Source organism: Collinsella aerofaciens (assembly GCF_001405375.1).
In the GTDB taxonomy this organism is placed as follows: Bacteria; Actinomycetota; Coriobacteriia; order Coriobacteriales; family Coriobacteriaceae; genus Collinsella; species Collinsella aerofaciens_F.
On the sequence record NZ_CYYP01000012.1, the window covers coordinates 65,812 to 88,859 of the forward strand.

Genomic DNA, 23,048 nt, shown 5'->3' on the forward strand with positions numbered 1-23,048 from the left:
CGCCATTCATAACGATGATGTCGTCAGAGATATAGCGGACCGTCTGGATGTCATGGCTGATGAACACCATGGCCAGGCCGAGCTCCTTCTTAAGGTCGGTCAGCAGGTTCAGAATCTGCGCGCGGACCGAAACGTCCAGAGCCGAGGTGGGCTCGTCGGCGATGATGGCATCGGGGTTCAGCGACAGGGCGCGCGCAATTGCGACGCGCTGGCGCTGGCCGCCCGAAAGCTGGCCGGGAAGAACCTCGGCGGCGGAGCTGGGCAGACCGGTGAGCTCCAAGAGCTCCTTGACGCGCTTCTCCTGCTCGGCCTCGGTACCCAGGTTGTGGACGCGCATGGGGTCGAGCAGTTGCTCGCGAACGACCATGCGGGGATTGAGCGCCGTGGCCGGGTTCTGGAACACGACCGAGATGACGCGACCCATGTGGCGACGGTCCTCGGCGGTACGTTTGGTAACGTCCTTGCCCTTAAAGTAGACCTTGCCGCTCGTGGGGGCCTGCAGGCCGCACATGACGTTGGCGGTGGTGGACTTTCCGCAACCGGACTCGCCGACGATGCCGATGGTCTGTCCGGGCATGAGCTTAATCGTTACACCCTGGACGGCGTGAACCAGGTTGGGGTGCAGAATCGAGCCGGTACGGGTCCTAAAGGTGACGTGGACGTCATCAAGGAAGATGATCGGCTCGACGCCGTTGACTGCGGTCTCGCTCATCTACATCACCTCCGCGTGAGGGGTCAAACCATTTGCCTTGAGCACCTCGTCGGGGAGCTCGGAATAGAAGTGCTCGGTGCCGGGCACGCGCTTGAAGACCGGACGGGTGTCCAGGCCAATGCGCGGATGGCTCGAGCGGGGTGCGAAGCGATCGCCCTTGGGGAAATCGCGCGGGCTCGGAACGGCGCCGGGCACCTGGTGCAGGCGGCCCGAACCGCTCTCGATGGACAGGACGGAACCCAGAAGGCCGCGGGTGTACTCGTGAATCGGGTTGGTGAGCAGCTCCTTGGTGGGCGCCTGCTCGATAACCTGGCCGGCGTACATAACCGTGATGTTATGAGCGACCTCGGCGACCAGTGCCAGGTCGTGCGAAACGAAGATCATGGCAAAGCCGAGCTTGGCCTGAAGATCGTTAAGCAGCTTGATGACCTGCTTCTGGACGGTAACGTCCAGAGCGGTCGTGGGCTCGTCGCAGATGACCAGTTTGGGGTCGCGGGTAAGGGCCATAGCGATCAGAACGCGCTGACGCTGACCACCGGAAAGCTCATGCGGATAGCTCTCGAGCGTACGCTTGGGGTCGAGGCCCACGAGCTCCAGGAGCTCCTCGGCGCTACGGGTACCGCCGCGCTTGGTGAGCTGCTTCATCTGGGCGGAAATGAGCATGGAGGGGTTGAGCGAGGACAGGGCGTCCTGATAGACCATGGCGATATCGGTACCGCGCAGGCCGAACCACTCCTTCTTGCTCATCTTGAGCAGGTCGCGGCCCTCCCAGAGAACCTCACCGGAAAGATGCTCGTCATCGTCGGTCAGGCCCATGATGGCCAGCGTAGTGATGGACTTACCGCAGCCGGACTCACCGACCAGGCCCATGGTCTGGCCAGGACGGACATCAAAGTTGACATGATCGACGACGTTGATATCACCGTGGTGCTCAAACTGGATGCAGAAATCACGGACCGAAAGGATCGGCTCAACGGACTCATCGGGCACATGGCGGTCGTTACGCTTGAGCTCGACATCGCGCAGGGCGCCAAGGCGAGCGGAGAGGGACTGGGCCTGCTCCTTGTAGGCGCGAACGGGGTCGGAGACCAGCAGGTCGGCCTCGCGACGCTTGGAGGAATCGGTCGGATCCAGGGCGGCGGAGGGAGCAGCGGCCATGGCGTCGGTAATGCCCTCGGAGAGGATGTTGAGCGCCAGGCAGGTGATCATGATGGCCAGGCCCGGGAACAGCGCCTGCCACCAACGGCCAGCGAGCACGCCGCCGCGGGCGTCGGCGAGGATGTTGCCCCAGGTAGCGGTGGGCTCCTGGATACCAGCGCCGATGAAGGTCAGCGAGGCCTCGAAGATGATGGCGTCGGCGACCAGGGTAACGGTAAAGACCATGATCGGGGCGATGCAGTTACGCAGAACATGCTTGATCAAAATCCACGGAGCCTTGGCGCCGGAAACGATGACCGCGCGGACATAGTCCTCGCCGTACTCGGACACGATGTTGGCGCGTACGATACGGGCAATCTGCGGAGTGTACATAAAGCCGATGGCGAAGATGATCGACGGCACGGAGTTGCCCAGGATGGAGACGAAGACGGCCGCGAGGGCGATGCCCGGGATGGACATGATGATGTCCAAGATACGCATGATCGTCTCGGAGACGGCCTTGCGCGAAACCGCTGCAAGGGCGCCCACGACCGAGCCGCAGACCAGAGCCATGGCGGTGGCGCCAAAGCCGATAATCAGCGAGTAACGACCACCGTAGAGCATACGCGACAGAATGTCGCGACCCTTATCGTCGGTACCGAAAATAAATCCGTTGCCGGGAGCCTGGCGAGCCGTAAAGATCTCGACCGGGCTATAGGGGGCAAGAAGGGGCGCCAGAATCGCAGTCAGGGCGACCAGCACCAGCACGACGGCGGCAATCTTAGAAGACAGCGTCATCTTCTTCCAGCCACCGAGCTTGAGCCCCTTGGAGGCAGCCTTCTCGAGCTGCTCGGTTTGCTTCTCTCGAATCTTTACCATAATCTACACCGTCCTGATGCGCGGGTTGATGAGCAGGTAGAGCATGTCAACCACGATGTTGATGATGATGAAGGCAAGAGCAACGACGATGACGACGCCCTGAACCAGGTTCGCCTCGTTGCCCTGAACGCCCTGCAGAATCGCGGTGCCCATGCCGGGGAGGTTGAAGATAACCTCGATGACGACGGCGCCGCCCATGAGGTAACCGATCTTAAGACCGAGGGTGGTGACCGGGGTGATCAGCGCATTGCGAAGAACGTTGATGCCGACGACGACCTTCTCGGGAACGCCGGCGCCGCGAGCCATACGGACATAATCCTTGTCGAGCTCCTCGACCATGGCGGTACGCACGATACGAGTCATCTGGCCCGTCAGCGGAAATGCCAAGGCGATAGCGGGCATGATCATACGTCCCAGATAGCCAACCGGATTCGTGGTGAAGTGAGGCAGAGCACCCGATGCCGGGAGCACCTTAAGGTAGGAAGAGAACAGCAGGATCAACAGAACGGCAAGCCAGAACGACGGGGTTGCCAAGCCGGCGATGGAAAAGACGCGGATCACTTGGTCCGGCCATTTGTCGCGATACAGTGCCGCGATGACGCCGAGCAAAAACGAAACGACCGCACCGATAGCAAGACCGATAAAGGTCAGCTGCATCGTGACGGGCAGGGCCGTGGAGATGCGCTTGGCAACGGAGTTGCGAGCAGCACCATAGGTGCCCATGTCGCCATGGATCAGATCGCCCATATAGCGCACGTAGCGCACGGGCCAGGGGTCGTCCAGACCATACTTCTCATGGTACTCGGCAACCGCCTCGGGCGAGGCACCGTCACCCAACGCCGTGTAGGCGGGGTCGGTCTTGGAGAACGACATAAGGAAGAACACCAGGACGGTGACGCCCAATGCCATGATCGGCAGCGCCACAAGACGCCTTCCAATCAAACGTAGCAAGTTGTTCACGTTCTCTCCCCTTTCTTTTGTCGGTAGGACCAACTGGTATATGAGTACGGATACTCATTACAAGACCCGAGCGACATCGTTGCCGCCCGGGTCTTTGTTTCAACTATGAGGATACGGTCCCAACGGCCGACATCCTGCATACAGACTCAAGCGAGTCTTACGCCTTGACGGTCGCAACGCCCCTGAAGGACATGCTCGTCGTGCCGATGCCCTTGAAGCCATCGAGGGCCTCGCCGTTGGGCGCAGTGGACGGATCGTCCCAGAAAGCGGAGACGGTCTTGACGTGAACAACAGGGTACAGAACGGCGTTGTCGGCAATGATGTCGAAGCACTCGTTCCACTTCTTCTGCTGCTCATCGCCCTCAGCGGCAAGAGCCTCGTCCATGAGACCGTGGAGCTTCTGCCACTCAGCGGACTCCTTCCACGGGCAACGGGTCTGCATCCAGACGTTGTCGCCGTACCACCAGTTGAGCAGCAGGTCGGGGTCGGCGCCGAAGCAAGAAGGATCGCCAGGGGCAAGGAGGATATCGTAGGCCTCGCCGCCGTCGATGGCAGCGTAGGTGGCCGGCGAGGTATCGGTCTGGATGGTCACATCGAAGCCGAGAGCGTCGAGGTCGTTCTTGACCTGGGCGGCCATACCCTTAATCTGCTCGTTATCGGTGGTGCGCAGGGTGATGGCACCCGGGGTGATGCCAGACTCCTCGATGAGCTTCTTAGCCTTCTTGGCATCGGTCTTGTACACCGTGGAAGCCTCATGATAGTTGGTGAAGCTCTTGGGCAGGTAGCAGCTGGCAGCGGTGGCAAGGCCGGCGAAGGTGTTGCTGACCATCTTCTCGGTGTCGAGCGCATACATGACAGCCTGACGGACCTTGACGTTGTTCCAAGGCTCCTTGGCGACGTTGAACATGATGAAGCGGGTGCCGAAACCCTGAACGTTATCGATCTTGCAGCCGGCGCTCTCGAGCTGGTCGACGGCGTCAGCGGTAACGAGCTCCATAACGAGCGTGGAGCCCTCCTGCTGAGCGGTAACGCGAGCGGTGGGGTCGGTCAGGATGCTGTACTGGATCTTCTTATCCTCGGCAGCATACTCACCGTTGTACTCGGGGTTGGGAACCAGGGTGATCTCGGTATCGGAGATAGAGTCGTACATCCAGGGGCCGGAGCCGATCGGCTGCTTGGCGCGATCCTCCTCGGTCTGGGTGGCCGGGGTAACGCGGACGATGGCCAGACGATCCTTGAGCAGGGAGAAGTTGGGGACCTTGGTCTTGATCGTCACGGTGCTGGCGTCCTTGGCCTCGATGGACTCGAAGGGCTGGAAGAACGGAGCGTAGGTAGCGGAAGCGGCGCAAGCGGTGTAGGAGGCAACGACATCGTCAGCGGTGACCTCGGTGCCATCGGAGAACTTGGCGCCCTTGCGGATGGTGACCTCGAAAGTGGTGTCGTCCACAGACTTGGGATCGTCGGTGGCGAGCTCGTTGAAGGTGCTGTAGTCGTGGTAATCGATGCCGTAGAGGCCCTCGACGACGTGCCAGTTAGCACCCAGGCCCACAGCGGAGCCGGTGCTGGCGGGATCGAAGCTGGACGGAGCGTAAGCGGAACCAGCGGTGATCACGCCGCCGCCACGGTTGGCGGAATCGGTGGAACTGGAAGCGGAACCCTCGTCGCTAGAGCTACCACCGCAGCCGGTGAGACCAAGCCCTGCGACAGCAGCGACGCTGCCGGTGAGGCCGAGGAACGAACGCCTGGACATACCCTTGTTGATGATGGCCATGTCTTCTCCTATCAATAGAGAATCTTACTCGGGAGCACCTAGACTTGCCCCCGCGCAACTTGCGGACGATATATACCTTACCTACCGACGAACCCAACTGAGGTGCCGCGCTCGGCGACCGATACATACATCCGCTTGAACGGTATTTACTACCGTTCACCGAATTCGTTGACAAACGATTCGCCAGACAGTATGTATCGGCGAGGTGAGATATCAGTCTTCGTCAACCCGCAGGATAGCAGGGTTGTTCACCATGACTAGTCAAACGTTTTAGCGTTAATAAAACCCGAAACCAGCATGCAATCATGGCGAAATAAATGGTTGAAAATCACGCAATCATGTATATCAGTAGTTTAGGCTCGTGTTTAGCTATCGGAATGGCCAGCCGCCGCCTCGGCGCGCTCGGCATTCCACGCAACGAGCGCCTCGTGGACCGCCTTGGCAACATCAGCAGGTATGCCACGAACTTCCGCGATCTCTTGCTCGCTCGCCGCGCGCAAACGCTTCATCGAGCCAAAATGGCGCATAAGGGCACGTTTTCTGGTGGGTCCCACGCCTGGAACGTCATCGAGTACCGAAACCGTCATGGCTTTATCGCGCAATTCGCGATGGAACGTGATGGCAAAACGGTGCGATTCATCGCGCACCTGTTTGATTAGATAGAGCGACGCGGACCCGGTCGGAAGCACGACTGGAGTCTCGTCCCAAGGCACGAAAACCTCCTCATCGGCCTTTGCCAAGCCACAAACTGGTATATCGAGCCCAAGAGCCTCAAGTTGCTTGATCGCAGCGGTCAATTGCGGCTTACCGCCATCGACAACGAGCAAATCGGGGCGCGATCCAAAGCGCTCGTCGGCCATGCGCTCGGGAGCATAGCGTCGTCCCAAAACCTCGGACATCGACACGAAGTCGTTTGCCTCGTCCAATTCGGCCTGAATTATAAAACGACGGTACTGGCTCTTGTCGGCGCGTCCGTTGGTAAACACCACCATCGAGGCGACGGTAAAGGTTCCGTGCAGCGTCGAGATATCGAAGCACTCGATACGCATCGGCGGCGCTGGCAGCGCCAGCGCGCTTTCGAGCTCCAGGAGCGCCTGATTGGTGCGGTCGTCAGCGTACCCCGTTCGCATCATGTAGCGCATGAGGGCATGGCGCGCATTTTTGGATGCCATATCGAGCAAACGGTGCTTTTCGCCACGCTGCGGCCTATGGAGATGGCAGGAACGCTCGCGCTTGCCCGCAAGCCATTCCCCCAGCGCCTCCGCATCCTCAAGCTCGACGGAAAGGTTGACCTCAGCTGGAATATCAGCCGTCTCGTCGTAATAGCGCTTAAGAAAGCCCGACTGGAGTTCTTCCTCGTCAACATCAAAACCCTTGCCGAGAATGAACTCGCAGGTGCGAACTGTTCGGCCCTCGCGGACGACGAAGACGCAAGCGGCGGAGATGGTCTCCTCGCGATAGAACCCGATGACATCGATATCGACACTGGAGGGAAAAACGACTTGCTGACGATCGTCCAGACCCCTGATGACCTCCAAACGACGTTTGACGCGTGCCGCGCGCTCAAAGTCGAGCGCCTCGGCGGCATCCGTCATCTCGGAGGTCAGCTCATCGACGACATCCTTGCGATGTCCCGACAAAAAGCGCTCGACACGTTTGACGTTCTTGGCATAGTCCGTAGGAGAAATCGCGCCGACACACGCACCCGGGCCGCGCCCGACATGGTAGTCAAAGCAGGGACGCCCGTTTTGCGCGCAAATCATATTGACGATGTCTTCCTCGCCCTTGTGGGACTCGACGATACGGCGACAACGACGCCACTCCGCACAGGATGCAGAGCAGATGGGGATAACCTTGCGCAGCGTATCTATCGTCTCACGTGCCGCACGGCTATCGGTATAGGGTCCAAAATAGCGCGTTCCCGGCTTATGACGCTCACGAGTGTATTTGATAGCGGGATACAGGTCGCCCTTTGTAATGGCGATAAAGGGGTAGCTCTTGTCATCCTTGAGGTCGACGTTAAAGTACGGATGGTACTGACCAATCAAATTGCGCTCAAGCACCAACGCCTCATGCTCGGTCTCCACCACGATATAGTCAAAGCTCGCCACCAGCTGCATCATCAGCGGGATCTTTTGACGCTCATCCTGCAGTGTCACGTATTGACGCATACGGGCGCGCAGGTTTTTCGCCTTGCCCACGTAGATGACATCGCCCTTGGCATCCTTCCAAAGGTAGCATCCGGGCTGCGTGGGAACGCGCGAAACCTGCTCGGCAAGCGTTGGAATGTTGTCGTGACCGGCCACGCGCACCTACTTGCGACGAAGCAGCGCCGAGACCTCGGGCATCTTAAGGACGACGGCAAGGCCAAAGGTAACAGCAAGCGAGACGACACCCGCAACGCAAACGTAGCCAAGAGAAATCAGAATCGAGCCACCAAGTGCCCCGACAAAGTGCTCAAGCGCCCACATGACGCCGGCGCCCGCGGCAGCACCCAGGCCACCGAGCAAAAGGCCAAAGAAACCGCCATGCAGGATAGATTTGACCTGAAGGCCATGCAGGCGACGACGCAGCCACCACAGTGAGCATCCGACCAAGATCACGTAGTCGACGACATACGAAAGCGCGATTGCCGGCATACCGAAGCCCAGCACAACGCCAAACAGCAGAACCGAGCCGGCCTGGCCGATGGCGGAATACAGGCAATAGCGGCTATAGGGCTTCATGTCGAGCAAGGCAGAGAAGCTCTTCTGCATCAACACGACCACGCCGTAGAGCGGCAGCGAGAGCGCCAGGTAGACAAGGTACTCGGACACCAGCGTCACGCCGGATTCATCGAACTTGCCAGCACAGTAGATCATGTTGAGCGGACGCGCGAAGACAATCAGGTACAGCGCGAACGGAATCAGGAAGAACAGCATCTGGGCGACGCCACGCGAAATGCCCGTGCGAACGCTGTCGTAATCCTTCTCCTGTGCGTCGTGAGAAAGCTCGGTATAAAGCGCCGTCGAAAGCGAGGCGGCAATCAGCGCGTAGGGTAGCGTGTACCACAGGCGCGCATAGGCGATGACGGAAGGACCCGTCTCGGGCTGGACCACCAGCGCGGCAGCATTGGTGATAGAAGTCGAGACAAACATGCACACCGTGGCGAGCAGCGTCGGGATACCGAGCGCAATCGTCTGGCGCAGCGCGGGGTCCTTAAAGTCGATATGGATATGGGGATGCACGCCGTGCTTGCCAAGCGCGGGGATCTGACATGCCATCTGGACAAAGACACCGAGGGTCGTACCGGCCGCAATCAAGATGATGCCGGCACGTTCGCCAAACTGTGCGGACACGGGCGCAAAACCCATAAAGCTCGCAATGACGATCACATTGTTGAGGACCGGAGCAAACGTCGACCAGAAGTAGTCGCGGTGTGCGTTGAGAACGCCCGAGAACACCGAGCCCAAACCATAAAACAGAATCTGGATGGCAAAGAAACGGAACATGAACGCAGCGGTATCCATGCTGCCGCCGTCACCAGAAAGGAACGATTGCGTCCAGATAAAGCCCGGGGCGAACACGGTCCCCAGCAACGAAATGCCACCCAGCACCAAAAGCAGAATGCCGAGCAGATTGCCCACGTACTCGTTCGAGGCCTCGCGACCCTGCTCACGCCTCACGCCCATGTACACGGGCAAAAACGCCGTCACGAGCATGCCGCCCATCACGAGTTCGTAGAGCATATTGGGCAGGTTGTTGGCGACCTGATAGGAGGACGAGAGCAGCGACATGCCAATAGCGGCCGCCATTGCCCACGTGCGGATAAAACCGGTGACGCGAGACACGATAGTCAGGATGGTCATAAGCCCGGCAGAACGACCAACCGTGGAGTAGTCCGACGAGCCCATGTCGTCAGTGTCATCTCGCGACGAAGAAGCTTCGGATGAGGGTGTCTGAGGCGCAGATTCTTTTGCAAAATGAGCTCCGCGCTTCAATTCTTCCTGCGGCATCGCTCAGTCCTCTCTCGTAATCGCGGCAACCGTCGCCCCGCAAAATGCAATTAAATCATCGGGTGCAAGCTCGAGCTGATAACCACGCTTGCCTCCCGAAATAAAAATGGTATCCCAAAGGACACACGTCTCATCAATGAGCGTCCGGTAGCGTTTTTTCATACCGACCGGGCTGCAGCCGCCGCGAACGTAGCCAGTCGCCGCAAGCAAATCCTTCACATGCATCATGGCCAAGGACTTCTCCCCCGCGGCACGCGCGGCGGACTTTAAATCGAGCTCGTCGGCAACAGGGATACAGCACACGACATAGTCGTTGGACGGTGTCACACAGACCAAAGTCTTAAATCCTTGACCGGGCTCCTCGCCAAGCTGCTCCGAAATCGCGACCCCCAGGCCCACCGACTCATCGCCATCGTCTTCGTACGTATGTAGAACATAGGAAATGCCAGCGCTTTCCAGCTCGCGCATCGCATTGGTTTTTGGCGTCTTTACAGCCTTTGCCATGACATATCCTTTCCCTCGCATTCGGACGCAAGGATTAAGTATATGTCCAATTCGGCTGCACACGTCACTTCGGCACAGCAAGCGCCATCGAATCACAAGGAGTCGATGGCGCCCATAAACTGAATCGCCTATTTATTGAGCATCAAGTTGAGCCTGGCGCTCCCGGTCACGCCTGAGCAACGGCGCCAAAAACTTGCCCGTATAACTCTGCGGACAGTCCGCAACCTGCTCCGGTGTACCCGAAACCACGACGGTTCCGCCGCCGTTACCGCCCTCGGGACCCATATCGATCAGGCGGTCGGCAACCTTGATGACATCAAGGTTGTGTTCAATCACCAGCACCGTGTTGCCCGCATCGACCAAGCGCTGCAGCACATCGAGCAGCTGGCGGACGTCCTCAAAATGAAGGCCGGTCGTCGGCTCGTCCAAAATATAGAACGTCTTGCCCGTCTGGCGTCGATGAAGCTCCTTGGCGAGCTTCACACGCTGCGCCTCGCCGCCCGAAAGCGTCGTGGCGGGCTGGCCCAGGCTCACGTAGCCTAAGCCTACATCGTACAGCGTCTGGAGCTTGCGCTTAATCTGCGGGATATTCCCAAAGAAGGCCAGCGCCTCGGTGACGCTCATGTCGAGCACGTCCGAGATGGTCTTGCCACGGTAGGTGACCTCGAGTGTCTCGCGGTTGTAGCGTTTACCGCCGCAAACTTCGCAGGGAACGTAGATATCGGGAAGGAAGTGCATCTCGATCTTGATCTGCCCGTCGCCCTTGCACGCCTCACAGCGCCCGCCACTCACATTAAAGGAGAAACGACCCGGCGAGTAGCCGCGCGCCTTCGACTCCGGCGTACTCGCAAACAGCGCGCGAAGATCATCCCACAGGCCGATATAGGTAGCAGGGTTGGAACGCGGCGTGCGGCCAATCGGCGACTGGTCGATATCGATAACCTTATCGATACACTCGATGCCCTCGATTTTCTTATACGGACCCACAGGGCGCGTCGAGCGGTGAATGGCATTCGTAAGGGCAGGCGCAATGGTGTCGGTAACCAGGGAGCTCTTGCCCGATCCCGACACGCCGGTAACAACCGTAAGCGTACCAAACTCGATCTTGGCGGTAACGTTTTTGAGGTTGTTGGCTCGAGCGCCCGTAATTTTAAGGCAGCCGCGACCGGGCTTGCGCCGTTCATCAGGCACCCGGATCATTCGTTTGCCGGTCAGGTAAGCGCCCGTCATCGACTCAGGACACGCCATGATATCGGCAGGCGTTCCCGCCGCGACTACGTGCCCGCCGTTGACGCCGGCGCCGGGGCCCATGTCGATCACGTAGTCGGCGGCACGGATTGTATCCTCGTCGTGTTCGACGACGATAACGGTATTGCCGATATCGCGCAGGCGCTCGAGCGTCTTGATCAGGCGCTCGTTGTCACGCTGATGCAGGCCGATCGAGGGCTCGTCCAGAATATAGAGCACGCCCATGAGACCCGCGCCGATCTGCGTTGCCAGTCGAATACGTTGTGCCTCGCCACCGGAAAGCGTCGCCGAGGCACGATCGAGCGTCAGATAGTCGAGTCCAACATCGACCAGAAAACGCAAGCGCTCCAGGATTTCCTTGACGATACGGCCGCCGATAAACCGTTGACGCTCGGTAAGTTCCAAGCCCTCAAAAAACTCGAGCGACTCACGGCACGACAGGCAACAAACCTCGTAAATGGACTTGCCGCCCACGGTGACGGCGAGCATCTCAGGGCGCAAACGAGCGCCGTGGCAGCTCGAGCACGGTTCCTCGCGAATGTACTTCTCCAGGCGCGCCTTGGTGTTCTCGTTCGTCGTCTCGGCATAGCGTTCGTACAGGATGTTGCGAACGCCCGAAAACTTTGTATCCCACTGGCTACGACGTCCGTCGAGCTTTTGGTAGTCGACCGAGATCTTCGTATCGCCCAGGCCATCCAAGAATGCACGACGCACGCGAGGGGGCAAGTCCTCCCACGGCGTATCGGTGCTCACCTTAAAGTGTTTGCAGACCGCAGCAAAAATCTGCGGATAGTAGTTCGAGTTGCCAAACAGGCTACCAAAGACTCCGTCGGCAATGGACTTCGAGGGGTCCTCGATCAACGCCTCGGCATCAACGGTTTTCTTAAAGCCCAGGCCGTCGCACTCAGGACATGCGCCATAGGGAGCGTTGAACGAAAAATCACGCGGCTGAAGATCGTCAATGGAGTGACCATGCTCCGGGCACGCCAAGGCCAACGAATACTCCAGCAGCTCGCCCTCGGTCCCCTCGGGAGCATCACGATCGGGCAGCATGTACACGTTTACATTGCCGTGAGCCAGCGCGGTCGCCTGCTCAACAGACTCGGCGATACGGCCCAGAGAGTTCTCACGGATCACGATGCGATCGACTACGACCTCGATATCGTGCTTGAACTTCTTGTCCAGATCGATCGGATCGTCGAGCGAGCGCACTTCACCGTCGACACGCACGCGGCTAAAGCCCTCGGTGCGAAGGTCCTCAAACAGTTTGGTGTACTCGCCTTTTCGCCCGCGCACCACCGGTGCCAGCACAAACGCGCGGCGGCCCTCCCCCGCCGCCAAGACCTTGTCGGCAACCTGGTCGGTCGTCTGACGCTCAATGACGCGGCCGCATTCGGGACAGTGCGGGGTGCCCACACGGGCGAACAGCAGGCGCAGATAGTCATAAATCTCGGTTACGGTGCCAACCGTCGAGCGAGGGTTTTTAGACGTCGTCTTTTGGTCGATCGACACTGCCGGCGAAAGGCCGTCGATTGAATCCAAGTCAGGTTTGTCCATCTGACCCAAGAACTGGCGCGCATAGCTTGAAAGGCTCTCGACGTATCGACGCTGGCCCTCGGCATAGATAGTGTCAAATGCCAGCGAGCTCTTGCCCGAGCCAGAAAGACCGGTAATGACCACGAGTTGGTCACGCGGAATGGAAACATCGATATCACGGAGGTTGTGCTCACGAGCGCCGCGAATAACGATAGAAGAATCAGACATGGAAGCTCCTTGCCTCCTATTGCATCGAATCATACTGTCGATGAGTTTAGCGCACTCGACGCGCACAGATGTTCGTAATACAAGATTCGCAGACCTTTAGCTTTGCGTATCGGGCGCTTTGTTTCTCGAAATGCCGTGGAAAGGTTACAGTAATCTAATACTGAACTTAATTTGCTGTAACAGAGGAACGTCCATGACCGAAGATATCCCCCTTGAAATCACTTCGAGTGACATGGCCAATCTGCCCATATTCATCGCCGCCCTTATCGTGGCCACCGTCGTCGTGCGCGTGTATTTTTCAATCAAACACAATGAAAAGCCGCCCATTGCCCGCGTCTTTTGGTGCGCGACGCTCCTCATCCCGCTCGGCATGGTAGCTGCATGGATTACGAATCAATTGCTCGTAAATGAGGACAGTTCCCTATGGGTCCTTTCTTATTCGGCGCTCGGTGCTGCCGCCGTCATACTTCTTGTCGAGCCCTTGGTTTCGGGACTAATCGACCAAACCGATCTTGCGACGGGAACGGTTGCCTGTATTTGCCGTGACATCCTTGTCATCGCCGCTGTTTCAGCGCTCTCGTTCGTTTCACTCGAAATTGCCTGCAACGAAACGTTCTATCGCATTCCCGCCAACTCATTTGGGTTTTCCGTCGGGTTGCTCGCGACGGTTCTGCTCTCCCTTTATTTGCTGGGACAACGTCATGGAGGCGTCATGGCCCTCGTGCCCGTCGTCTGTTGCATCCTTGGCATTGCCGAGCACTTCGTCATAACGTTTAAAGGCGAGGCCATCCTTCCAAGCGATATCTTGGCCCTTGGCACCGCAATGGAAGTGAGCGAGGGATACGAGTTTACCTTTACCGCCGGAATCGTAACCTCTCTAGCCCTGCTGGAGATTTCCCTGGGGCTTCTTTCGCTTATCCGACCGAGAAAGCTCCGCACACCCACCCATGTCTTCCCCGCAATCGCCACCAACCTCTGCGCTTTTCTGCTAGTGACCGTTGTGGGGCTCTCGGGCTTTTCCAGCATCGACTTGGAGCAGGCGCTGAATTTTGGATTTGACCGTTGGCAGCCCATCACCACGTATGCGTCTCAGGGTTTTATCACTTCGTTCACCGAAATGGTCAACGAGTTGCCCATTGAGAAGCCCGAAGACTATACGCCCGATGAGGCGCAGAGCATCGAGCAGGAGCTCGCCGCCACCTACGACAGCACGTATGGCGCGAGCGAGCAGCGCGCGGCGGCCGTTGCCCAGTTCAATGAAATCAAGCCGACGATTGTTGCCGTCATGAACGAGAGTTTTAGCGACCTTTCGTGCTTTGAGCAGCTCCAGGCGGCCGGGTACACCGGCCCCGCATTCTACAACTCGCTTCCCGACACACTTGTTCGCGGCACCATGCTCGCTTCGGTCGCCGGTGGCGGAACGGCGAACTCCGAATTCGAATTTTTGACCGGAGCGACAACGGCCTTTGTCGGATTAGGCAAAATCCCCTATCAGCTATATCAGATGAATGGCGTCAACAGCCTGGCAAAGGACCTTAAGGAGCTTGGGTATACCGCTACCGCTATGCACCCGCAAAACCCCGTCAACTACCATCGAGATAAAATCTATCAACAGCTGGGCTTTGGAGACTTTCTTTCAATCGGCGATTTCGAAGGTGCGCCCTGTTACCATGCCGGCGTATGCGACTACGCCACCTACGACAAGATACTCGACCTGCTTAGAACCGACGAAGCCCCGCAGTTCATCTTTGACGTCACGATGCAAAATCACGGCGGCTACGACTATGGCACCGTTCCCGCCGAAGAGTTGACAAACTATTGGGTCGAGGGAGCCAGCGAGGGTGCCAATAGCGCGCTCAACACCTATCTTACCTGCATCAACGCATCCGACCGGGACCTCGAGTACTTTATCAACGAGCTCCGCAATATCGGCAGACCGGTTGTCCTTGTCTTTTTTGGCGACCATCAGCCGAGCGCCGCAACGGCTCTCAACGACGAGCTGTACCCTCAGGAAGATACGGCAAGCCACGCTTTCCGTATCTATCAGTCGACCTATTTTGTCTGGGCTAACTATGAAATCGCCGGCAATACCGAGCTCAACGTCTACGACACCGTCGGGGCAAACGAGATTGCAGCCCTTACCCTTAATAAGATCGGCGCCCCGCTCACCGACTATCAAAAGGCTCTGCTTGCAACAAGGTCAGATGTGCCCACCATCAATGTCGCCGGCTATCTTGGTGCCGACGGGCTGCGCTACGACTTGGAATCTGAAGACAGCCCATACGCCTCGACGATCGACAAGCTGCAGCGCATGCAATACCTCGAGTTCGCCAGCAAAGTTCAGTAAGCCCGCCCATTCGCTTGGACCCATCGTATTGCAAGCACGCTCGGCCCAAATGCATCGCAAATGACTCCCGCTCGCAAACGAGGGTACAATGACGCTCGTGTCACATCACGGGGCCCCGGCCCCAACATATACAAAGGAGTCATACATGGGTTGCGAGCACGCACAGGCCGCCGGCGGACAAACGTCGCCGTCGCAATTTGAGGAGAACACGCTGTCCGAGGTCAAACGCGTCATCGCCGTGCTTTCCGGCAAGGGCGGTGTCGGCAAGTCGTTTGTCACCGGTGCCATCGCCACCGAGCTTGCCCGTCACGGCCACAAGGTCGGCGTCCTCGATGCCGACATCACCGGTCCCTCTATCCCCAAGATGTTCGGTATGAGCGGACGCCACGTCCATGCCCTTGGCAACCTTATGCTGCCCGAAATCTCCGAGCACGGCGTCAAGGTCATGAGCTCCAACCTGCTGCTCCAAAATGAGACCGACCCCGTCCTTTGGCGCGGTCCGGTCATCGCAGGCGCCATTAGGCAGTTCTGGAGCGAGACCTCGTGGGGCCCCATCGACTACCTGCTGGTCGACATGCCTCCGGGAACAGGCGACGTCGCGCTCACCGTCTTCCAGTCGCTGCCCGTCGACGGCATCGTCATCGTCACGAGCCCGCAGGATCTGGTCTCGATGATCGTCGCCAAGGCGGTTAACATGGCCGAGAAGATGAACGTCCCCATTCTGGGCATTGTCGAGAACATGAGCTATATTGAGTGCCCCGACTGCGGCAAGAAGATCGAGGTCTTTGGCAAGAGCAAGCTCCCCGAGGTCGCAGAGCGCTATAACCTCGACATCTTGGGCCAGCTTCCCATCAATCCGTCACTCGCCGAGGCCTGCGATAAGGGCGAGGTCGAGACCGCGCTGCCCGATGGCGTGTTGCCTCAGGCAGTCTCTGCCGTCGAGGCCATTACCCCGCACGAGACCGACGAGGCCTAAGTGAGCACGAGCGCCTTCTATGACGTCCTGGTAATCGGCGGCGGGGCTTCAGGCCTCGCCGCCGCCATTACGGCCGCACGCGCTGGCAAAAGCGCCTGCATCGTTGAGCGCGATGTCGCCTGCGGCCTTAAGCTCCTTGCGACCGGCAACGGCCGCTGCAACCTCTCCAACGAATCGATTGATCCACAGCGGTACAACCACCCCGCATTCGTTGAATCCGTTATGGGCCCCCGGCCCGAACAAGAGCTTATGGGTTTCTTCTCCTCGCTGGGCATCATGACAACCTCCGAGGAAGGCCGACTGTACCCGCGCTCCCTTCGCGCCGAATCGGTGCGCGACGCGCTTCTCAACGTTTGCGACCGCCTAGGTATCACCTTAATCTGCGGAGCCAACGTTGCCTCGGCGCACAAAGCTTCCGAAGGCTGGGCACTCCAAATAGACCGTCCAGCGCGGGCGCTCAAGGCAAAAAAGCACGATGACCGAAAATCGGAGCTCCGCTCGCTTCGGAAAGCGCTCGCCGATGTCCCTCGCAAGAACGAGGCCCTGCAGGCACATGCCGTAATTTTCGCTACGGGCGGCAACCCCACCGGTATCGCCGATACGTTTAGTCTCCCCCTCACTTCGCTGCGCCCCATCCTCTGCCCCGTATCGGCAACGGTCGTTGGCGATCGGGCGGCACTCAAGACGTTGGACGGTCTGCGCGTCCGCGCCCGCTTGACGCTCACCCGTAACCATAATGAGCTCTGGCACGAAGACGGTGAAGTCCTGTTTCGAGCCTTCGGTATCTCGGGCGTCGCTGTCTTCAACCTCTCCCGTCGTATCCAGCGCGGCGATACGATCCTGCTCGACCTTTTCCCCGACCTCTCCAAAGACGAGATGCTCGATATGCTCAACCGGCGCGTTGAGCTGCTCGGTGGCTTTTCGCCCCGCGATCCCCGTTGGCTCGACGGCATGCTCGCCCCGCAACTCTCCCGCGTCGTCTGCACGGCGTTCGAGCAGTGCCATCCAGGCTCCAACGATGTCATCCACCTGGTCTCGATCCTCAAGCACTTTAAGTTGCTCGTCGAGGGAACAGCCGAGGAGCGCTCGGCGCAGGTCACGCGTGGTGGCGTATCTGTCGAGAGCATCTCAACACCCAGTCTACGCGCGAGCAGCGCTGTCGACGCCCCGCTTTACGTCTGCGGCGAAGCGCTCGACATCGACGCCGATTGCGGAGGCTTTAACCTTGCGTGGGCCTGGCTCTCGGGCATTCGCGCTGCAAGCAGCCTGTAGCCGCGCAGTCTATAATCAAAAACGCATTCGGGCCGTCTGGGATACCGGACGGCCTCTTTCTTGCCTCTAAGGAGACCTCGATGATCGAAATCACCCAAGTCAACGCGTCGCTCGATGAAGCCGGCGATGAAAATACCTGCCTCATTGTTGGCAAGCGAGTCGCCAAGCGCATCCTACGTTGCAAGGACTCCGAGATCAAGTCCATCGAACTCCACCGCAAGTCAATCGACGCTCGCAAAAAACGAGACGTCCATTTTATCCTGAGCTTTCGTGTTGAGCTGACTAGTCCCCACCTCGAGCGAGAAGCGGTCGACAGCGTTGCCGAGCGTGACCGCTCGCGCGTACGCGCGATAGAAGACGATGAGCCTTCATTCCCCTCCCCCGTCTCCGACGCACCTCAAGAACGCCCTGTCGTTGTCGGCGCCGGATGCGCCGGCCTTTTCGCTGCGCTCACGCTCGCCAAAGCAGGTCTTAAGCCCTTGCTTATCGAGCGCGGCGACCCGGCATTTCGCCGCTCGCAGGCGATCGACCTCTTTCTAAAGGAGCGCATCCTCGACCCCGAGAGCAATATTCAGTTTGGTCTGGGCGGCGCGGGGACCTTCTCGGACGGCAAGCTCAATACGGGAACAAAAAATCCCGCCCATCGCCTTATCCTCGAAACCTTCGTCGAGGCGGGTGCGCCCCGCGATATTCTGTGGGATGCCAAGCCGCACATTGGCTCCGACATCCTTCCCAAGGTTGTCACCGCTATATCCCAGCGCATCGAGCAGCTCGGAGGTGTCGTCCGTTATCGAACGAAGCTCGTCGACATTCGCATCGACGCGTCTGGCGCCATCACCGGTATTGATGTCCAATCGTCCCAAGACGCCGCTTACGAGCCAATCGAGACAAAGCACCTCATCCTCGCCTGCGGGCATTCTGCTCGCGATATTTTTGAGCTCCTTAAGGACCACAACGTGGCCCTCGCACAAAAGACCTTTGCCATGGGCGTTCGCATCGAGCATCCGCAACGCGACATCGACCGAGCCCAATATGGAGCCTCGGCGGGACATCCTGCCCTCGGAGCAGCCCCCTACAAGCTCGTCGCCCATCTTCCCAACGGCCGCAGCGTGTTCTCGTTTTGCATGTGCCCCGGCGGGCAGGTTGTCGCCGCCTCTTCCGAGCAGGGCCACCTATGCGTCAACGGCGCCAGCCTCAATGCCCGAGACGGACGCAACGCAAACGCCGCCCTGCTCGTTAACGTCACGCCTGAGGACCTTCCCAACGATGACCCGCTCGCCGGCATCGAGCTCCAGCGCGCCTGCGAGGCGGCCGCCTATCGCCTAGGCGGTTCCAACTGGAACGCACCGGCACAGCTCGTCGGAGATTTCCTCGCAGGACGCGCCAGCAAGGCGCCCGGAAAGGTAAAGCCCACCTATCCGCTCGGTGTGACCTGGACGGCAATTGACGAAGCCCTGCCGCAGCATATCGTCGAGTCGCTCCGCCTGGGACTTCCCCTACTCGGAAAAAAGCTACGAGGCTACGACCGCCCCGATGCCGTTCTTACCGGCGTGGAGACTCGTTCAAGCTCACCGGTTACCGTCACCCGAGACCGAACGTGCCATGCCGTGTCGACCCCGGGCCTCTACCCTTGCGGTGAGGGAGCTGGATATGCCGGCGGCATCATGAGCGCGGCCACCGACGGCATTCGTTGTGCCGAAGCCCTGATCGCAGACCTCTAGCGCACGAATTCCAGCACGCAAAAGACACAGGCCCCGAGCTCCACAGGGAACTCGGGGCCTGTTCGCTATTTCTTAAACCGTGCACCCTGGCGTTTTCTGCCCGATGCGAACGTGGAACCCTTGCGAGCCTGCGAACGTAAGCGCTCGATCGTCTCGTCCTCAGACGCACCCTCGAGCATCGCCCGAATCTGAACGACGGCATCGCGCAGGCGCGCCGCCTCCTCAAAGTCCATGGCGGCAGAAGCGTTGCGCATATCCTCTTCCATGGTTTCGACGATTCGCACAAGCTCGTCATGCGGCAGTTCTTCCAACTGCTCCGCAAGTGTCTGCTCGGGTGCCACCGTTTCCGGCACGCCTCCCTCGCCCGACTCATCGGGCGTATAGAATGCGCCATGGCCAAGGGAGTCGCCCTTCGAGCGCCCCTTGGAACCCACGGTTTTTTCGGCTTCGGCAATAAAACTTGAGATGTCGTTGATGGCTTTGCGCACCGTCTTGGGCACAATGCCATGCTCTTCGTTATATGCCATCTGAATCTCGCGGCGGCGCCGCGTCTCCTCGATGGCCTCTTTCATCGAATCGGTCACAACGTCCGCATACATGATGACTTCGCCATCGGCGTTACGGGCCGCGCGGCCAATCGTCTGAATCAGCGAACGGCGGTTGCGCAAGAAGCCTTCCTTATCGGCATCGAGAATTGCCACCAGTGAGACCTCGGGAAGATCCAAGCCCTCGCGAAGCAGGTTGATGCCAACGAGAACATCGATCTTGCCCTCGCGCAGCGTTCGCAGGATCTCGACACGGTCCATTGTCGCCGTATCAGAATGCATGTAATTGACCTTAATGCCCGCATCAAGCAGATGGTCGGTCAGGTCCTCGGCCATGCGCTTGGTCAACGTGGTCACCAGCACGCGCTCCTTGCGGGCAACGCGCTCGCGAATCTCGTCCTCAAGATCGTCAATCTGACCGCGAACCGGACGCACATCGATCTTGGGATCGAGCAGACCGGTCGGACGAATAATCTGCTCAACGTCGTTCTGGCTAACCCGCAGCTCGTAATCGCCCGGCGTGGCCGAAACATAGATAAACTGGGGTATCCTTGCCTCAAACTCATCGAAACGAAGCGGGCGGTTATCGAGCGCCGAGGGCAGGCGAAAACCGTGTTCCACCAGCGTCACCTTACGCGAGCGATCACCTTCGTGCATGCCGCGAATCTGCGGCACCGTCACATGGCTCTCATCGATGATACAGAGCATATCCTTGGGAAAGTAATCGATTAGGGTAAACGGCGGCTCACCCGGCTTGCGACCGTCCAGATGACGCGAGTAGTTCTCGATGCCGTTGCAAAAGCCCATCGTCTCGAGCATCTCAAGATCATAATCGGTGCGCTGCTGCAGACGCTGCGCCTCGAGCAACTTGTCGGTCGCCTTGAGCTCCGCCACGCGCTTCTCGCACTCTTCGCTGATCGATTTCAGAGCCGCCTTGACCTTCGGCTTCTCGGTCACGTAGTGCGATGCCGGCCATACGGGGATGGCCTCGTACTCACGAAGCATCTCACCGGTGACCTCATCGATCTCGGCAATCAGCTCGACCTCGTCGCCAAAGAACTCAAACCGCAACGGATGCTCGGCATAAGGCGGATACACGTCGACAACATCGCCGCGCACGCGGAACGTGCCGCGTGCCAGGTCATAGTCATTGCGATCATATTGAATGTCGATAAGTGCATGGATAAAGTCATCGCGCTCGAGCGGCACCTTCTTGTCGACGTTTGGAGCCAGACCCGCATAGTCCTCAGGAGAGCCAATGCCATAGATACACGAGACCGATGCGACAACGATCACATCGCGTCGAGAGAGCAGCGATGCGGTCGCCTGATGTCGCAGCATCTCAACCTCTTCGTTAATCGAGGAGTCTTTCTCGATATATGTATCGCTTTGCGGCACATACGCCTCGGGCTGATAGTAGTCGTAATACGAGACAAAGTAGACCACAGCGTTATTGGGAAAGAACTCTTTGAGCTCGCTCGCAAGCTGAGCAGCGAGCGTTTTATTCGGAGCCATGACCAGCGTCGGCTTTCCCAGGGCCTCAATAGTCTTTGCCATCGTGAAGGTCTTGCCCGAACCAGTCACGCCCAGCAAAACCTGATAGCGGTCTCCGTCCCTCACGCCCTGCACAAGCGACTCAATGGCTTTAGGCTGGGAACCGGCAGGCTCATAGGGAGAAACGACCTTAAACGGCACGTCAGAGCCTTCAACGCCAAAGCGCTTAAGTTCACCACCAACGCGTTCTACTTCAAATTCCGCCATGGATACTCCTAACTCATATATCTGCAGTATACGCAGGCGGCAGGCATAGTCCTATACGAACCGATCGGGATAGAGGGTCTTGTAGCGAGCCCAGGCATTATTGACACGAATCAGATACGCCTGCGTCTCGGGAAAGGTAATTGCATTATGAAGCGACGTACCCTGCTGCGCCCATCCGTCGACATTGCCCATGCCGGCGTTATAGGCGGCGATGGCACTATCCGTCGACCCGTTGAAATAGGCGAGAAGATACGAGAGGTATGCGCAGCCAAACTCGATATTCGTAGCCGGATCGTTAAGATTGTCGGCCGAATACTCCCCTCCGTCGACAAGGCCCTTGGCAATCATATCCTGGGCAGTCTCGGGCATCAGCTGCATCAATCCCTGAGCACCCTGATTCGACTCGGCCTCGGGATCCCAATTCGATTCCGACTTAATGACAGCGCACACCAGATACGGATCCAGATTATGCGAAATACTGGATTGCTTTACATACGCCTCGTAGTCAATCGGATACAGCGGCTTAAAGAAAGCGGCAGGGGCACACGAGTAGACGAGCGAAATAAGGCCGAAGACGAACACAACGGCAAGTGGCGCCACGCGATACCACGTAAAGAAACGTGCCTTAGGCATCGGCCTCCTCCTTATCCGGAGTATCTATAAACCCGTGGCATGCAAGCCATGAGTCAAGCTGCTCAAAGAGCGAATTATCGCCTGCGGCATTATCAATCACCGTTGTAGCGAGATTGCACAGCGCAGACTCATCGGGCTGGCAAGCAGAACGAGCATCGAAATCGGATGGCTCCATGCCACGTTGAATAGCGCGCTCGCGACGAACTGACAAAGGGGCGCTGATGACCAGAATTTCATCAGCCAAGCCAAATGCATCCTCAAAACCAGTCGGAGCAGAAACCTCGACCACCGCAAAGGGATAACGGGGAGATGAAACCGTACAACAAACCGGATCGAGAATCCTAAGCGAAAGCTGTTCAATCAGAACGGGATGCACGATGCCATTGAGCCGTGCGACCGAATCAGGAGAAGCGAAAGCTCGAGAAGCGAGGATGCTGCGGCGAATGCCGCCTTCCTCATCCAAAATGTCCCAACCGAATTCATCCGCGAGAGTATTGACGATATCAGAGCCCGGCACATACAGAGATTTTGCAAGCTCATCCAGATCGATAAGCATAGCGCCACGAGATTCGAAATAGCGGCAGGCCGTCGACTTACCCGAAGCAATATTGCCCAAGACAAATACGGTAAACATCAAGCCCTCCCTAACGCCAATGCGAGTAATTATCGCTCAAATACACTAGAAGGACTCAAAATACAGCCAAAGAGTAAGAGCGCATACGGGGGAGGTAGGTCCCAAAGCACAACGCGTATACAACGCAAAAAGGGGGAGGCCGCGAGGCCTCCCCCTTCTCAGTTCAAGCGTACGGCTCGGTGCCGTCCA

Annotated in this window: 15 protein-coding genes; 4 read left to right on the forward strand and 11 right to left on the reverse strand. The window is 58.5% G+C overall.

The genetic code is table 11. The features are described from left to right. The 8 genes from ARB25_RS07150 to uvrA all read right to left on the reverse strand — a co-directional run. The coding region (locus ARB25_RS07150) for an ABC transporter ATP-binding protein (RefSeq protein ID WP_070100759.1) at nt 1–712 on the reverse strand (712 nt) is incomplete at its 3' end. Beyond that, nucleotides 713–2,728, reverse strand: a complete 2,016-nt coding sequence (locus ARB25_RS07155; protein WP_055286951.1) for a dipeptide/oligopeptide/nickel ABC transporter permease/ATP-binding protein — start codon at nt 2,726–2,728, stop codon at nt 713–715. Between the two features lie 3 nt (nt 2,729–2,731). Continuing rightward, nucleotides 2,732–3,688 (reverse strand): ABC transporter permease, encoded by a 957-nt coding sequence (locus ARB25_RS07160; protein WP_035138896.1) that lies wholly within the window; start codon nt 3,686–3,688, stop codon nt 2,732–2,734. A 157-nt stretch (nt 3,689–3,845) separates the two neighbouring features. After that, a complete protein-coding gene (locus ARB25_RS07165) occupies nt 3,846–5,459 on the reverse strand; it encodes an ABC transporter substrate-binding protein (protein ID WP_055286953.1) in 1,614 nt (537 codons plus the stop codon). A gap of 365 nt (nt 5,460–5,824) precedes the next feature. After that, nucleotides 5,825–7,765, reverse strand: coding sequence for an excinuclease ABC subunit UvrC (gene uvrC / locus ARB25_RS07170; RefSeq protein WP_366223330.1), 1,941 nt, complete (start codon nt 7,763–7,765; stop codon nt 5,825–5,827). A 6-nt stretch (nt 7,766–7,771) separates the two neighbouring features. Then, a complete protein-coding gene (gene murJ / locus ARB25_RS07175; RefSeq protein WP_055286957.1) occupies nt 7,772–9,352 on the reverse strand; it encodes a murein biosynthesis integral membrane protein MurJ in 1,581 nt (526 codons plus the stop codon). 105 nt (nt 9,353–9,457) lie between these two features. Beyond that, nucleotides 9,458–9,958, reverse strand: a complete 501-nt coding sequence (ybaK, locus tag ARB25_RS07180) for a Cys-tRNA(Pro) deacylase (protein WP_006236166.1) — start codon at nt 9,956–9,958, stop codon at nt 9,458–9,460. Nucleotides 9,959–10,090: 132 nt separating this feature from the next. Next, nucleotides 10,091–12,970 (reverse strand): excinuclease ABC subunit UvrA, encoded by a 2,880-nt coding sequence (gene uvrA, locus ARB25_RS07185; protein WP_055286959.1) that lies wholly within the window; start codon nt 12,968–12,970, stop codon nt 10,091–10,093. Between the two features lie 193 nt (nt 12,971–13,163). Here uvrA and ARB25_RS07190 point away from each other — a divergent pair, with 193 nt between their 5' ends. The 4 genes from ARB25_RS07190 (at nt 13,164) to ARB25_RS07205 (ending at nt 19,286) form a co-directional block, all read left to right on the forward strand. Then, a complete protein-coding gene (locus ARB25_RS07190; RefSeq protein ID WP_055286961.1) occupies nt 13,164–15,317 on the forward strand; it encodes an LTA synthase family protein in 2,154 nt (717 codons plus the stop codon). A 145-nt stretch (nt 15,318–15,462) separates the two neighbouring features. Next, the gene (locus ARB25_RS07195; RefSeq protein ID WP_055286963.1) at nt 15,463–16,293 is read left to right on the forward strand and encodes an Mrp/NBP35 family ATP-binding protein; all 831 of its coding nucleotides are present in this window, start codon (nt 15,463–15,465) and stop codon (nt 16,291–16,293) included. Then, complete coding sequence (locus ARB25_RS07200) at nt 16,294–17,565, forward strand: NAD(P)/FAD-dependent oxidoreductase (RefSeq protein ID WP_055286965.1); 1,272 nt, start codon at nt 16,294–16,296, stop codon at nt 17,563–17,565. Between the two features lie 80 nt (nt 17,566–17,645). Further along, nucleotides 17,646–19,286, forward strand: coding sequence for an NAD(P)/FAD-dependent oxidoreductase (locus ARB25_RS07205; protein ID WP_055286967.1), 1,641 nt, complete (start codon nt 17,646–17,648; stop codon nt 19,284–19,286). 65 nt (nt 19,287–19,351) lie between these two features. Here ARB25_RS07205 and uvrB read toward each other — a convergent pair whose 3' ends face one another. The 3 genes from uvrB to coaE are packed head-to-tail and all read right to left on the reverse strand — an operon-like array spanning nt 19,352 to nt 22,859. Beyond that, nucleotides 19,352–21,592, reverse strand: coding sequence for an excinuclease ABC subunit UvrB (gene uvrB / locus ARB25_RS07210; RefSeq protein ID WP_055286969.1), 2,241 nt, complete (start codon nt 21,590–21,592; stop codon nt 19,352–19,354). Between the two features lie 51 nt (nt 21,593–21,643). Further along, nucleotides 21,644–22,225: a lytic transglycosylase domain-containing protein gene (locus ARB25_RS07215; protein ID WP_055286971.1), complete on the reverse strand. Its 582-nt coding sequence runs from the start codon at nt 22,223–22,225 to the stop codon at nt 21,644–21,646. Then, nucleotides 22,218–22,859 (reverse strand): dephospho-CoA kinase, encoded by a 642-nt coding sequence (gene coaE / locus ARB25_RS07220; RefSeq protein ID WP_055286973.1) that lies wholly within the window; start codon nt 22,857–22,859, stop codon nt 22,218–22,220. The genes ARB25_RS07215 and coaE overlap by 8 nt, the downstream gene beginning before the upstream one ends. Between the last annotated feature and the right edge of the window lie 189 nt (nt 22,860–23,048).

Coding starts and splice junctions, on each gene's coding strand:
- ybaK (WP_006236166.1), bottom strand. CDS start 9,958: ATGGCAAAGGCTGTAAAGACGCCAAAAACCAATGCGATGCGCGAGCTG.
- uvrA (WP_055286959.1), bottom strand. CDS start 12,970: ATGTCTGATTCTTCTATCGTTATTCGCGGCGCTCGTGAGCACAACCTC.
- uvrB (WP_055286969.1), bottom strand. CDS start 21,592: ATGGCGGAATTTGAAGTAGAACGCGTTGGTGGTGAACTTAAGCGCTTT.
- ARB25_RS07190 (WP_055286961.1), top strand. CDS start 13,164: ATGACCGAAGATATCCCCCTTGAAATCACTTCGAGTGACATGGCCAAT.
- ARB25_RS07165 (WP_055286953.1), bottom strand. CDS start 5,459: ATGGCCATCATCAACAAGGGTATGTCCAGGCGTTCGTTCCTCGGCCTC.
- murJ (WP_055286957.1), bottom strand. CDS start 9,352: ATGGGCTCGTCGGACTACTCCACGGTTGGTCGTTCTGCCGGGCTTATG.
- ARB25_RS07205 (WP_055286967.1), top strand. CDS start 17,646: ATGATCGAAATCACCCAAGTCAACGCGTCGCTCGATGAAGCCGGCGAT.
- ARB25_RS07215 (WP_055286971.1), bottom strand. CDS start 22,225: ATGCCTAAGGCACGTTTCTTTACGTGGTATCGCGTGGCGCCACTTGCC.
- coaE (WP_055286973.1), bottom strand. CDS start 22,859: ATGTTTACCGTATTTGTCTTGGGCAATATTGCTTCGGGTAAGTCGACG.
- ARB25_RS07195 (WP_055286963.1), top strand. CDS start 15,463: ATGGGTTGCGAGCACGCACAGGCCGCCGGCGGACAAACGTCGCCGTCG.
- ARB25_RS07155 (WP_055286951.1), bottom strand. CDS start 2,728: ATGGTAAAGATTCGAGAGAAGCAAACCGAGCAGCTCGAGAAGGCTGCC.